Here is a 14,253-nt window from a genome sequence, read left to right on the forward strand (position 1 = left end):
AAGTCACCTTAGCTTCTTTTCCGCAATCAATATTTGTGTAACATCTTTGTCTGATAATCCGTCTCATAATATTCTAGTTCTTCACGCATCAATTGAAATTTACCTTCTAAACTCTTCATCACTTGCCCCAATGATGCAGGTGGTGTTTGTTGAAAAACGATAGAATTTTTTCCGGTATATGCAGACCGACTATTTTCATACCAATAATCACTCTTCGGTGAAAAAAACTCTGCAATTACTTGATGGTAAATCTTATATAAAATTTTTTCAGCTGCTGTTTTTCGAAATGGCTGACTATTCAACAAGACAAAACATGCATCATGTCCTTCTTCGCAAAAAACGAGAAGTCGTCTCATTGATGCTAATAACCCTTTATAATATTGCTCGTTCCCTGCCGGTGTCTCCTCTAATAAAGAAGGCAACGTATGATAATTTACATAATTGGTTATTAAATGAATAGCATCTTCTAAAAATATAGAAACTTGTTCTGTTTGATTTTCAACCATCAAATTAGACATTTTTCTCTCTCCTTTGCCATTTCACACTATTTCTACTCTTTTATTTTTATGTAATTCAGCCAATATTTCTTGTACTTTCAACACCGTTCCTTCATCAAAATATTGTTGAAATTCTTCCATATTATTTAAATACAAACGTTTTTGCGCACGAAGCTCCCTATCTTTCACTAAACAACATATCGCTACAATATCGCGCAAATATATGTTTTGTTCTTCTACTTTATACACTGGATTTCCTTCAAAAGGAGTAATTTCTTGTAAAACTTCTTCAAAATATCGAACGTATAAAACCGAAAAAGTTTTCTCTTTATCATTTAATATATATGTCACTTCAGATCTGTTAAAAAAATCCTCTGATGTATTAGGTTTCGCTTTTTCTAACTCATATCCTACATAACCTTTTATAATCATATACTCCCCCCTCCTCCTTCTTTTATCTTATTCTAACTTAATTTTCTGATAAACAAAATATTCTTTTAAATATACCTATATAAAAAATAGCTCCCCTATACAGGAATTTACCTTTTTATTTTTCTTGAAGTTTGTCATAATAATATTATTGTCTCAGTTTTCTTACACAAGGAGAGTTGTATTTATGTCGTTTTCATGGAAACGTTTCTTACAAATCGGGAAAATTATCTTCCCATTTGTTGTATTAACAATTGTATTCTTTCAAGCAAAAAAAGAATTAGCGGGCATTTCTTTTTTAGAAGCGATTGATACAATTAAAAACATTCCAACTGGAGGAGTCTTTTTAGCAATTACACTTGGTGCATTCGCTGTATCAACAATGTTCTTTTATGACTATGTTATGCTTCGTTACTTAAAAGCTGATATTCCTGTCCAAAAGATTTTCCGTATCTCGTGGATTGCTAATACTTTAAATGGATTTATCGGGTTTGGTGGTCTCGTTGGAGCCGGCGTACGCACAATGCTTTATCGTCCATACATAAAAGAAAATGGAAAACTTATTAAAAGTATCGCTTGGATGACAACTGCCTTTATTAATGGATTAGCCATTCTTTCATTTCTTGGTCTTATCGGAATATTAGACACGAGATTTATTTTGCATGAAAAACCATGGCTATGGCCTGTTCTTATCTTCTTTGCTCTTTTCGTTCCTATATATATCGGGTTTTCTAAATTAAAAAATAGAAAAGCGACGCAAACAGAGGGACAAGAAGAAGAGGAGAAGAACCCAACCGTTTTATACTCATTAGTTTCATTAGTCGAATGGGTATCTGCTGGTATTGTTATGTACGTCATATTATTATTATTTGGCATTGAAATCGAATTCCAAAAGTTTTTAGGCGTATATGTCATTGCTGCTTTAGCTGGTGTCGTTAGTCTTGTTCCTGGTGGCCTTGGATCATTTGACCTTGTCTTCTTAACTGGGCTTGGGCAATACGGCATCGATACAGGTGTTTTACTCCCTGCTATGTTATTATATCGTCTCGTCTATTACATCTTACCATTCTGCCTTGGTCTCATTTTTGCAGCTTTTGAAATGACAGGAGTAGCCATTAAAAAGTTTGAAGATAAACCTTTTATTGCGCCTGCATTAGAGACAACTGGTGTTATATGGACCTTGCAGCGTGACTTTCTAGGAAAGTTAGGTTCTTGGGCATCTGCTGCTTTAACAGTATTTGCTGGCTTAATGGTTATTTTATCAACCATTCTACCGACAAGTATAAATCGGGCACACGCCTTACATATTCTAGCTCCAAAACACCTTATTCAATTTTCTTTTAGCTTATCACTAACATTCGGTATTCTCCTACTCATTCTTTCACGGGGGATATATTACGGAACAAAACGTTCTTATTATATGACGATTGTTTCTTTAATTGGAGCGGCTATTTTTAATACACTAAAAGGAATTGATGTTGAAGAAACGTTTATTTTATTAATCGTACTCGCTGTATTGTATATGCTTCGTAAAAGGTTTGTACGTGAGAAAATGGAAGTCTCACTTTCCGATATCGTAAAAGTTTTTATATTCCTACTTGTAACGTTATATTTATATAAAAACTTAGGTATTTTATTTGCAGGTGCAAAGGAAGCTTTCAAACCTGATTTTGTCGTTCGTAATATTACACAAGTGAAACGAAGTGCATTAGCAGCTGCCTTTTTTGTTCCTACTTTTTTACTAATTGGTTCACTCATTGCAAATCGTTATCGAAATGAATTTCCCGGGCAACCAGCTAATGATAAAAGATTACAAAACTTCTTAGATGAACATGGTGGAAATGTACTTAGTCATTTAGGTTTTTTAGGAGATAAGCAGTTCTTTTTCAGTAGTGATGGAAAAGCACTCATTCTCTTCTCAATAACTGGAAAACGACTTATTGTACTAGGTGATCCAATTGGTGACCCTTCCTCCTATCGTACTGTATTGCAAGAGTTTTTAGCTGAGGCTGATCGATTTGGATACATTTGTGTATTCTACCAAATTGAAAGTAAATGGATGAGTTTATATCACGATTTTGGTTATAACTTCTTTAAGCTCGGTGAAGAAGCTGTTGTTGATTTAAATACCTTTACAATAACAGGAAAGAAACGTGCTGGCATGCGAGCTACTTTCAACCGTTTTGAAAGAGAAGGCTATACATTCTCTATTCATGAGCCACCTTTCTCCGACGAATTATATGAAGAGTTAAGAAAAGTTTCAGATGCATGGCTTGGTGGAAAAAAAGAGAAAGGTTTTTCACTCGGATACTTCGATCGTGAATATATTAGTCGCGCTCCTATCGCAACATTATCTGATGCGGATGGAAAAATTATTGCATTCACAACATTCATGCCCGTATATCAAAACGGATCATTATCTGTCGATTTAATGCGATATTATCCAGATGCGCCTAGCGGCATTATGGACGCAATTTTCATCCACTTATTCCAATGGGCAAAAGAAAATGAGTACCACTCCTTTAATATTGGTATGGCACCACTTTCAAATGTTGGTTTATCCACACAGTCTTTCTGGTCTGAACGAGTGGCTGCTGCAATCTTTAATAACGTTCGTTATACGTATAGTTTCAGCGGATTACGACATTTTAAAGAAAAATATAAACCAGCATGGAGCGGTAAATATTTAGCATTTAGGAAGAATCATTCTTTACCAATTACAATGCTCTCTGTAACAAAATTAATAGGAAAAAGAAAAAACAGCTAAATTCTTAGCTGTTTTTTCTTTTTTGAACTTGTACAATAAATTCTTTTTCATACTTCTTACCATTTATATAGAAATTCCCCCACATTTTATACGTGCCCTCGGCAGGAAATGTAATCCGGTATTGTAATTGCTCATCCGTATCTACAGGCATAGCGTATAAAAAGTTCTCCTTCGTTTCATCCACGATATAGAGTGACTCTACTTCTCCTCTCTCTGAATGTAATTTCAATTTTTCACCCTTTTTCGCTTGAAACTGAAATGTTAACGTAACTGGTTCATTCGGATGTAATGCGCCAAATAAAAGAGAAACTTCATACTCTCCTATTTTTTTTGTAAGTACACTGTCGATTGGAAATTTCACTTTTTTCTTATTGTTCTCCTCTTTCGTTCTACCAAAATCTTTCCTAGCGAATGACTCTACGGACTTATTTTTATCTTCGTATAAAAATATTGTATATTCTTCGTCTTTCGCTATTTTGGAAGATAACTTATATGACCCGTTCCCTGCAAATGTAGGTTTAATTTGTTGTATGTGTTTTAACTGTCCATCTACAATCACTGCCCGAATTTGATCATTTACACCACGAATTTCATTATTCTTTTTGTTTAACAACTGAAATAAAATATCTACTTTCTCATTTCCCTTTCCATTTGACACATCCCACTTTACTTCCTGAACATCTCCTACAGTCTCTTCGTTTTCTTGATATTTTTTTATGTAAAATCCTCCTGCCACAATAAGTACTAACGCAATAAGTCCAATGACAAGATTTTTCAAAACATCACCTACCATTTTTATTGTCTCTGTTCATACAAAACTTCTTAAGGTATATATTCTAGATTATGATTTATGAAATCCTCCTATTTTGCACATATTACAAATAATAAAAAGATTTTAATTGAAAGGATTCGTAGTGTATAATGCAAATGATATTGATTTCTATCAATACATTATAAGGAGGACTTTTCATGAGTGTACATATCGAAGCAAAACAAGGCGAAATCGCTGAATCTATTCTATTACCTGGTGATCCATTACGTGCAAAATATATCGCTGAAACATTTCTAGAGGATGTTACTTGCTATAATAACGTACGTGGTATGTTAGGTTTCACTGGAACTTATAAAGGAAAACGTGTATCTGTTCAAGGTACAGGTATGGGTGTTCCTTCTATTTCTATTTATGTAAACGAATTAATCCAAAGCTACGGAGTTAAAAATTTAATTCGCGTTGGAACTTGCGGTGCAATTCAAAAAGATGTAAAAGTTCGTGATGTTATTATCGCAATGACGGCTTGTACTGATTCTAATATGAACCGTTTAACATTCCCAGGATTTGATTTTGCACCAGCTGCAAACTTTGATCTTTTAAAGAAAGCTTACGATGCTGGAACTGAAAAAGGATTACACGTTCGTGTCGGTAACGTTTTAACAGCAGATGTGTTTTATCGTGAAAGCATGGACATGGTTAAAAAACTTGGAGATTACGGTGTATTAGCAGTAGAAATGGAAACAACTGCTCTTTACACATTAGCAGCGAAATACGGTGTAAATGCATTATCTGTATTAACAGTTAGCGATCACATCTTCACTGGCGAAGAAACAACATCTGAAGAGCGTCAAACTACATTTAACGAAATGATTGAAATCGCTTTAGATGCAGCAATTCAACAATAATACACTAAAGAACTTGTCATACGTCTGGCGAGTTCTTTTTATGTGACTTTTTATAAATAACTATTTTATAAAGAGACAGATTTCTCCCCTCTACTTTCTTGTAACGTTTGTTATAATAAAGTGAAACTTTAATCAGTGGGGATTTTTCCCATTCCCCATTGATTATTAGTTGAACCAATCAGGATTTTACGGGCAGTTGATCTCCCGCCTAACTCCCTTGTATTTGCCGAATTTTGAAGTAGGAGTCTTATTACCTGTTAAGGCGGGATAAAGAAATCATTTACAGTATTTCTCATAAGAGGTGACGCAGTGAAAAACAGAAGTATCGTCTTTAAACTATTTTTATTAACATCCACTTTATTTACAATCATATTCCTACTTTTTTTCCTAGGACAATCTCTATTTTTAGAGAAATTTTATATTAATAAGAAAGTAAAAACAGTCCAAACTGCTTTTGAAAAATTCGTAGATAATTATGATAAAAGTGATAAAAGTTATGAGCAGGTTAGAAAACTAAAACAAGAATTTCATGATAAAACAAATGCAGATATGCAGTTTTTGGATTCTAACGGTATTATTAAAAGTGATAACAATTACTATATCGATGTATTTAATCCCAACAATAATAAACAGTATTCCATTCCACTCAATAATCTTTTAACACCAGAAGAATATAATAAATTCGAAAATTTAGGTTTAAAAAAAGATGTAATAATCAATGTTGATGGAGTCGTACAAGAGAATAATATAATCACACCACAAAAATTAGGAACGAATTATAATCAATGGCAGAACGAACATTTCTATTCGGATTTTCAGTCAATTAATGGTAACCCTTCTAAGAACAGACTTGCAAGCCGATACAAATCTACAACTCGAATCGTCTTTACAGGTGTTATAACTAAGTTACAGCTCCCATCCAAAGCTGAGGTTCGTCTTGCAAATGATATTGAAACATTACAAGCCGTTCAATATTTCGCAGATATGATTAGAGAGGGCACTTCTAACTCGAACCAATTAAGTACTTTTATATTAGATGGTGGAGAAAATATAAAAAATAGTATCTTTGTAAAACCGATTATAGAAAATGGAAGGATTACAGAATACGCTTTTGCGATAGCATCTTTGCAGCCTGTTAATGAAGCGATGCTCGTTTTAAAAGATTATTATGTTTATGCCTTAATTATCGTGTTTCTCGTTATTATTTTGTTATCCTTCTACTACTCAAAAATCATTGTTAAGCCATTAATTAAAATAAATCGTGTTACAAAAAAAATGGCTAATTTTGATTTCAGCGAGAAATTACCTGTTACAGCTGACGATGAAATTGGCGGGCTTTCTGGCAGTATCAATACATTATCTGTAAATTTAAAAGATCGAATCGATCGATTAAATGTCGCTAATACAAAGTTACAACAAGATATTGAACGTGAACGTCAATTGGAAAAAACAAGAAAAGAATTCATTTCTGGCGTGTCACACGAATTAAAAACACCACTGAGTGTAATTAGAAGTTTTGCAGAAGGAATTAAAGATGGTGTTAGTAAGGATACTTCGTATTATACTGATGTTATTTTAGAAGAAACAGAAAATATGAACAGGCTGATTGTTGAAATGTTAGAATTAGCAAAGTTGGAATCTGGTACTTACAAACTAGATATGACGACGTTCTCAATCGGTGAATTAACGCAACAAGTCTACACAAAATTATTATTTAGCATGGAAGAAAAACATTTACAAGTGAACATCGATGCAGACCCTTCTATACTTGTTAAAGCAAATCGCAGTCGCATTGAGCAAGTAGTTGTGAACTTACTAAGTAATGCAATCCGTTATACGCCAGATGGAGAAAAAATACAAGTCTCTATTATAGAGGCAGAAGATACCGTAAAAGTCGAAATCGAAAATACAGGAAACCCTATCCCTGAAGAAAGTCTTGAAAAAATTTGGGATCGCTTCTATCGTCTAGATGCATCACGTAGCCGTCACACTGGAGGTACTGGTCTCGGATTATCTATTGTAAAAAACATTTTAGACCTCCATCATGCCGAATACGGTGTGTATAATACGACTAACAGTGTTGTATTCTATTTCAATTTACAAAAAGTAAAAGAAGTCAAATAATTTGTCTTAATTTCACTAGGAGTTCACATGAAATTCACACTCTCCCTTTATAGTAAGAAACAAGTTAATCCTTTCCTTTACACATATAAAAGAGGAGAGTGCGTGAAATGAAACAAGCAGGACAACCTATTCAAAATGAAAAACAATTAGAAACTATCAAAAATATACTTTTACAATCTTCGAAACGTGATGGCTTATTATTCGTATTAGCTGTAAATTCTGGCTTAAAAGTAAGTGAAATCTTACAATTAAAAGTTAGTGATGTAATCGATGAAAATGAAAATGTTCGCCATTCCATTTTATTTTACAATGAAAAAGTGAAGAAACATAAATGGTTTGCTGTAAATGAAGACTTACAGCACGCAATCGAAGACTACATGAAAGAACGTAAAACTTGGAAACGTAATGAACCATTGTTAAAATCTCAAAAAGGAACAAAATCTATTACGAGACAACATGCATGGTACATTTTAAACAAAGCTGCAAAAGAAGTTGGATTAGAAGGGATTAGCTCACATACACTTCGAAAAACTTGGGGTTATTGTGCATACAAATCAGGTGTTGATATTGCATTTTTACAACACTTCTTTGATCACAGTACTCCATCAAAAACTTTAAAGTATATCGGTATTGCTTAATAACTCTTATACATAAAAAAGGTTACCATTTGAAAATTTGGTAACCTTTTTTATATTTCATATTCTCTTTTCTTGTCTCTCCTATACTGTAGTGGTACTCTAATACTAAGGGGGAGAAATTATGAACACACTTACAATTGAATTACCAAAAGAAACGGCTGAAAAACTTGATTTATTAAAACAAGCTTATGAAAAGAAAACAGGTGCTTCTATCTCTGAGAGCACTCTCGTTCAAACACTTATCTCAAAAGAATTTATCCAGGCGATAACTCCTTTTGATTTACAACAATTTGTCAACGGAAAAGAACAGCATTAATCGCTGTTCTTTTTTTATCTCTATTTAAAATATACAAAGTTTTTTATATATTTTTAGAAAAACCATTGACAATGATAATGATAACCATTATCATTTATTATGAAGCCAACAATTGATGAATCAACCAAACGCTCAGTAACATTGTTACCCCTCTTTTTCATATAGAAAGGCACTGTACATTCCCCCTGTTTGTACAGTGCCTTTCTTGTTTATTATCATTCAAAAAAATTTAATTGCTCCGGCTTCGGCTCACCATATGTAATGTTCATCATTTTCATAAGCTGTTTCGCATTATCTGCTGCATCCCCACCTGAATTGTTGTTAAACAGTACGTATATATCCTTTGTTTTCTTTTTTAATTGCTCTAGTCGTTCAACCCATTCTTCCAGTTCTTTATTGTTGTAGCGATATAAACAGCGAACCGCTCTCCAATTTTCCCCTTTATCAAGCCAACCATGAACATTTCGACCGTGAAAACGTATTAATGCCATGTCTGAATTCGTAACCTCTAACACGAGTGGCACAGAACCTATCCCAGCCTGTGGTTCATCACAAATTGTATGAACCCATTTCTCCTGTTCTAGAAACTGTAACGTCTTATCTCTCATTTCTGGATAAAACCATGTTTGATTTCGAAATTCTATTGCACATGGTAAACCTTCCATTTTTTCTTTCGTATATCGAAGAAAATCTACATTTTTCTTTTTGCAATCAAACCATGGTGGATATTGAAATAAAATTGTTTTTAATTTATCAGCTTCTAATAAAGGAAGAATAGACTGTTTATACAAATCAAACATCTCATCGAACGTAGAAAAAGGAATTTCACCTTTCATATGTCCTGTCATTCCTTGATACGCTTTTACGACAAAAGAAAAATCTTTCGGCGTTTCCATTGCCCATTTTATATAATTTCGTGCAGGTTGCATCGCGTAAAATGAACTATCCACTTCCACAATAGGAAAATACTCGCTATATGTTCGTAATTTATTTCTATTTTCATAGGAATCTATGTATAAAGAATTATGATCTCCCCATCCTGTCACTCCAATGAACAGCACATATATCCCTCCCTTTTTAACTTCATCTTCTATTCACTTTCCAAACACTTTGCATTATGTAGCCTTTTCTTTAAGAGTATCCTTATAAAAATATGATATACTATATGGAAGAATTTTTAAAATGAGGGGTTATTTATTTATGCTTCCAAACGATGCTACTGTATCTCATGAAAAACGAATTGAAGAACTAGAAAATAAAGTACGTTTTTATGAAGAACTTGTGAATCAATTACCACATCATTTCACATACAAAAATCCACATATTGGTTTACGAATAAAGAAAACCAGAACAACTCATTCCATTCAAGAAATACCAAAAGAAAATAAAGAAGCTAATTTTCAACTTACTTGTGATTCATTATTTTTATTTGAACAACTTGAAAAACACTTTGTTCATATTTTTGATGCCTTTTCACATCATGTAACCTTTGTCGATAGTAAAGGGAATATTACTTTATGTAATCAAGTTGCCGCAGATGATTTCGGTGTAATACGCAATGATATTATTGGAAAACCAATTCAACAATTACTAAACTTGCCGGAAGAAAAAATTAAAGCAATTGAAACATTAAGAACGGGAACAGAAATATATAATGAAGAAGTTTTAGACAAAAATTACGGTATTATAAATAACCGAATTATTCGTGATTATAACGGTGAGATTTTTAGAGTTATTAGTGTCTTTCATTATTTAAATACAGAACGTGATGCAGAGAAGTTTTCGTTAGCAGGGCGAATCGCAGCTGGAATTGCACACGAAGTACGAAATCCTCTTACAACAGTACGAGGATACTTACAATTTTTACAAGAAAGCGTTTCTACATCAAATCAAGAGTTATTTAAAAACTTGCTTATCCCTGAATTAGATCGTGCAAATAATATTATTACAAAATTTTTAGCTGTTTCAAAAACACGGGAATTTACAAGAGAACCGTTTCCGATCAATACATTTTTACGTGACTATATTCAACAGTTACTAGCTAGTGAAGTCTCCTTGCATAACATTTCAATTGATTATAACTTCTCTAATGAATTAGATGATATTTTAGTCAATATTGATCGACATGAACTTGTTCAAGTGTTTTTAAATCTATTTCAAAATGCCGTCGATGCTCAAGGCGACAAACCTCTTTCTATTCAAATCACTAGTTATCGCCTTGATAACTTCGTTCGGATTACTTTCACAGATAATGGAATTGGTATTCCTCCAGCTATTCAAGAATATATCTTTGATCCATTCTTCTCAACGAAGGATTCGGGAACAGGACTAGGCTTGTCAGTAACAAAAAAAATCATCCAAAATCATAACGGCACATTAAAAATGACTAGTAATGAAGATGGTACAACTTTCACTATTTCAATTCCAATCTTACCTAAAACAACCCTTGAAAAATTAAATCAATGTAAATAAAGGACTAATCCACGAACTACATGCCAATTGTTAAACACTCCCAACAATTAGCATGTAGTTTTTTATATTGCACTTTTCTTCTTTACATTATATAAACCTTTCTCTATATCTTACTTATTTCTTTCTAGGTGGGCCAATTTCTTATTTTTTTAGAAATGGTAGTTTGTCCATCACGAATTTAGTATAAATTTCATTTTAATATATAGTAATGACTAATGATTCTATGAAAGAAAAGAATGAAAAGATGAACAATAAAAATAAAGGAAAAGTATTTTATGGTAATGATTGTTGCGAAGTAAGAGCATGTAGCCATATTAACATCCCTAAGTCAGAACTTACAGAATTTGTTAGACTTCTTCAAGCTCTTGGTCAAGCTATTCTAGTTCAATATGGATCTGGTTGCCTAGGTGGAGGAACTACGGGGACTACTGGTGCTCAAGGGCCTCAATCAAGGACCTGCGGGCGATACAACTGCGACACTATCTGTCTTCCGAATTTACTAACCACAATTTCCGAAAATATTTTGGGAGGACTAAGCACATTTATAAGTAATAGATGTGATTTTGATTGTCTATTAAATCTCTCTTTTAATAAAAAGGAGCACTTATTTGGGAGGATAAGTGCTCCTTCTTTACGTTTCTTTACCTCAAATTTACTCTATCTTAATCCTCATTTTGTATGATAAATAATGAAGTCAAAGATATGAAAGAGGGATGAAAAATGAGAGTTATGTCACTGATACGCATTTGGATTGCTCTTATGGTATGCATTATTTTATGTGTAGGATTTTTTTTAACTCTAAAATATTCCACTATTTCAAAAGCGGAGAGAAAAACAGTTCCATACAAACTTTTGTATACGAAACAAAACGACATCCCTTATTCCAATTCCACAAATAATGAAAAAAAAGTTATAAAAGGAATGCTTATTACGAAAGCTTCTAACTACGAAACTCTACTTCAAATTGCTGAAACGATTAAAGATCAGTATACAAATAAAGGAATTGATGAAATCACGCTGTCTATCCATAATGAAAATAATGGTAGTTATGAAGAAGAATTACCTTACGAACCGATTAGTAAAGGAACAATAATCGTCACATACGATTCTCAATCTTTTGGCATTACGAACATTACTCTTAATGAATAGTAGCATTTATCTCACTCATTATGAGCTCACTTTATTTTTCACATGAGAAAGAGGCGAATAATGAAATTCGCCTCTTTTTTCACCATAATGATGGAATCCACTCTTTCACTTTATCAAACCACTCTTGCTGTTCTTTTTTCCTTTGTTGTTCCTCTTCTTGCCTTCTCTTTTCTTCTTCTTTTCTTCTCTTTTCTTCTTCAATTGTTTGCAATTGTTTTTTATAGTCAGCCTCAGATATTAACGACAATTGGAACGCTTTTTGGGCTGGGTTTGCATTTGCTTTTTTCATGATGTCCCGGAACATCGTCGTCGTAATTTGACTACCACCTGGCACATAATGCTCGCTATCTGTTTTGTCATATCCCACCCAAATCGCACCTACTAAATCTGGTGTGTATCCTACAAACCACGAGTCCTTCGCTCCTACGCTCGGACCATTTACAAGTTGAGTCGTCCCTGTCTTTCCTGCTGTATCAACATTATTAACTTTCGCTTTTCCACCTGTTCCCTTTTCTACAACACCTTTTAATAAATACGTCATCTTTTGAGCGATTTTCTCACTCGTCACTCGTGTCTCTTTCTTATACCAGTTCCCTATTATTTCCCCTTCAGCATTTTGAACTTCTCTAATTGCATGAGCCTCTACTTGAACCCCATCATTAGCGAATGTACTATATGCTTGGGCCATTACAAATGGAGATGTCCCTACATGCATCCCACCTAAAGCAATTGGATACGTACGGTCTTCTGGTACTAATGGAATACCAAATCGCTCTAAAGATTTCAATCCTTTATCTAATCCTATTTGTTCTAATAACCACACAGCAGAAACATTATACGACTTTGCTACCGCTTCGTACATTGTCACATTACCATGAAAAGCCTGATCACTATTTTTAGGTTCATATTCTTTAATATGAAATGGTTCATCCTTTAATATATCGTATACCTCATACCCTTGTTCTAAAGCGGGTACATATACAGCTAGAGGCTTTAATGTTGAACCTGGCTGTCTTTTTAATTGCGTAGCATGATTAAATTGTAAAAACTGATATGGTCCTCTCCCCCCAACTAAAGCTGGAACACCGCCTGTTTTGGGATTTATAAGGACTACACCCGTTTGCATAAGTTGATCTGAGCCACTATCTTTGAAATAACTATCATTATTCACAACATCTTCTACAGCTTGTTGTTTTTTCGGATCCAGCTCAGTATAAATACGATAACCACCTGCTAAAATTTCATTTTGTGTTAATTCATACTTATCCATCGCTTCTCTAACTATATAGTCTACATATTGGGAGTATTTACCTTTATATTTATCATCAACCCCACGTTTTAATACAAGGCCTGACTCTTTTTCTTTATTGTATTGCTCTTCAGAAATATATCCTTGTTCCTTCATTAAACTTAATACGACATTACGTCGTTCAATTGATTTATTAAAGTTTTTATAAGGCGAATACGCAGACGGCGCTTTAATTAAGCCCGCGATCGTTGCAGCTTCTGAAATTGATAAATCTTTTACCTCTTTATCAAAATAAGATTTAGCTGCCCTCTTTATCCCCCAAGCACCTTCCCCAAAATAAATTTGATTCATATACATTTCAATAATTTCATCTTTTGTATAAGTACGTTCTATTTTTTTCGTTAAAAAGTATTCCTTTATTTTACGAGAAAATGTACGATCTTGTGTCAGAAATACATTCTTCGCGAGCTGCTGTGTAATTGTACTTCCCCCTGCTACAACTTCTCCTGCTGTAATATTTTTAAAAACTGCACTTATAATTCCACTATAATAAATACCATGATGGTTAAAAAATCCCTTATCTTCTACTGCAACAATTGCCTGAACCATAATATCAGGAATATCTTTTCTTTTAACGCCTTCTGTTTTCGAAGAAGCTAATTTAGTTGCGACCTCATTATTTGCATCATAAATTAAAGTCGGTTGTGGAACAGCTTGTTTTAATTCAGATATGTCTTGAATGGAAATTATTATATTTACAGCAATAAATAGAGTAACGAGTACACTTCCCAATACAATTAATGAATTACGAAGTTTCTTCCTCTTATTGAACCACTCAAGCATTTTTTTAAAATGAGTGTTCTTCAATTTCATTCGTTCACTTCCTTCATTTATTTACACTCTTCTTTTTAAAAGGAAGAATATACCGCCTTTTA

General features: G+C 33.5%; 12 protein-coding genes and 1 pseudogene. 8 read left to right on the forward strand and 5 right to left on the reverse strand.

Annotated features, from left to right (window positions below):
* Positions 1 to 26: 26 nt before the first annotated feature.
* Both BUA87_RS10250 and BUA87_RS10255 read right to left on the reverse strand, forming a co-directional pair.
* The gene (locus BUA87_RS10250; protein WP_000067551.1) at positions 27 to 518 is read right to left on the reverse strand and encodes a YpuI family protein; all 492 of its coding nucleotides are present in this window, start codon (positions 516 to 518) and stop codon (positions 27 to 29) included.
* 21 nt (positions 519 to 539) lie between these two features.
* Positions 540 to 929 (reverse strand): hypothetical protein, encoded by a 390-nt coding sequence (locus BUA87_RS10255; protein ID WP_000584360.1) that lies wholly within the window; start codon positions 927 to 929, stop codon positions 540 to 542.
* Positions 930 to 1,113: 184 nt separating this feature from the next.
* Here BUA87_RS10255 and mprF point away from each other — a divergent pair, with 184 nt between their 5' ends.
* Positions 1,114 to 3,693, forward strand: a complete 2,580-nt coding sequence (gene mprF / locus BUA87_RS10260; protein ID WP_000010853.1) for a bifunctional lysylphosphatidylglycerol flippase/synthetase MprF — start codon at positions 1,114 to 1,116, stop codon at positions 3,691 to 3,693.
* Positions 3,694 to 3,697: 4 nt separating this feature from the next.
* Here the strand turns inward: mprF and BUA87_RS10265 are convergent, their stop codons facing one another.
* Positions 3,698 to 4,486, reverse strand: a complete 789-nt coding sequence (locus BUA87_RS10265) for a hypothetical protein (RefSeq protein WP_000232599.1) — start codon at positions 4,484 to 4,486, stop codon at positions 3,698 to 3,700.
* A 176-nt stretch (positions 4,487 to 4,662) separates the two neighbouring features.
* Between BUA87_RS10265 and deoD the strand changes: the two genes are divergently transcribed.
* The 4 genes from deoD to BUA87_RS10285 all read left to right on the forward strand — a co-directional run bounded on the left by deoD (position 4,663) and on the right by BUA87_RS10285 (position 8,448).
* The gene (gene deoD / locus BUA87_RS10270) at positions 4,663 to 5,370 is read left to right on the forward strand and encodes a purine-nucleoside phosphorylase (RefSeq protein WP_000110707.1); all 708 of its coding nucleotides are present in this window, start codon (positions 4,663 to 4,665) and stop codon (positions 5,368 to 5,370) included.
* Between the two features lie 309 nt (positions 5,371 to 5,679).
* Positions 5,680 to 7,494: a sensor histidine kinase gene (locus tag BUA87_RS10275; protein ID WP_000797514.1), complete on the forward strand. Its 1,815-nt coding sequence runs from the start codon at positions 5,680 to 5,682 to the stop codon at positions 7,492 to 7,494.
* A 107-nt stretch (positions 7,495 to 7,601) separates the two neighbouring features.
* Positions 7,602 to 8,132 (forward strand): tyrosine-type recombinase/integrase, encoded by a 531-nt coding sequence (locus tag BUA87_RS10280; RefSeq protein ID WP_000806236.1) that lies wholly within the window; start codon positions 7,602 to 7,604, stop codon positions 8,130 to 8,132.
* Between the two features lie 121 nt (positions 8,133 to 8,253).
* The gene (locus BUA87_RS10285) at positions 8,254 to 8,448 is read left to right on the forward strand and encodes a DUF3924 domain-containing protein (RefSeq protein WP_001094860.1); all 195 of its coding nucleotides are present in this window, start codon (positions 8,254 to 8,256) and stop codon (positions 8,446 to 8,448) included.
* A 215-nt stretch (positions 8,449 to 8,663) separates the two neighbouring features.
* Here BUA87_RS10285 and BUA87_RS10290 read toward each other — a convergent pair whose 3' ends face one another.
* Positions 8,664 to 9,509, reverse strand: coding sequence for a DUF72 domain-containing protein (locus BUA87_RS10290; protein ID WP_000897363.1), 846 nt, complete (start codon positions 9,507 to 9,509; stop codon positions 8,664 to 8,666).
* A 139-nt stretch (positions 9,510 to 9,648) separates the two neighbouring features.
* On the opposite strand from BUA87_RS10290, the gene BUA87_RS10295 reads away from it, so the two are divergent.
* The 3 genes and pseudogenes from BUA87_RS10295 to BUA87_RS10305 all read left to right on the forward strand — a co-directional run bounded on the left by BUA87_RS10295 (position 9,649) and on the right by BUA87_RS10305 (position 12,069).
* Positions 9,649 to 10,920, forward strand: a complete 1,272-nt coding sequence (locus tag BUA87_RS10295) for an ATP-binding protein (protein ID WP_000937248.1) — start codon at positions 9,649 to 9,651, stop codon at positions 10,918 to 10,920.
* Between the two features lie 223 nt (positions 10,921 to 11,143).
* Positions 11,144 to 11,423: pseudogene (locus tag BUA87_RS10300) on the forward strand (hypothetical protein).
* A gap of 217 nt (positions 11,424 to 11,640) precedes the next feature.
* Entirely contained in the window at positions 11,641 to 12,069 is a 429-nt protein-coding gene (locus BUA87_RS10305; RefSeq protein ID WP_065228522.1) for a hypothetical protein, read from the forward strand.
* 79 nt (positions 12,070 to 12,148) lie between these two features.
* On the opposite strand, the gene BUA87_RS10310 is transcribed toward BUA87_RS10305, so the two are convergent.
* Positions 12,149 to 14,191 carry a transglycosylase domain-containing protein gene (locus tag BUA87_RS10310; protein ID WP_072939630.1) on the reverse strand — a complete coding sequence of 681 codons (2,043 nt, stop codon included), beginning with the start codon at positions 14,189 to 14,191 and terminating at the stop codon, positions 12,149 to 12,151.
* Positions 14,192 to 14,253 lie beyond the last annotated feature (62 nt).

This window comes from Bacillus sp. bc15 (assembly GCF_900142585.1).
Lineage (GTDB): Bacteria > Bacillota > Bacilli > Bacillales > Bacillaceae_G > Bacillus_A > Bacillus_A cereus.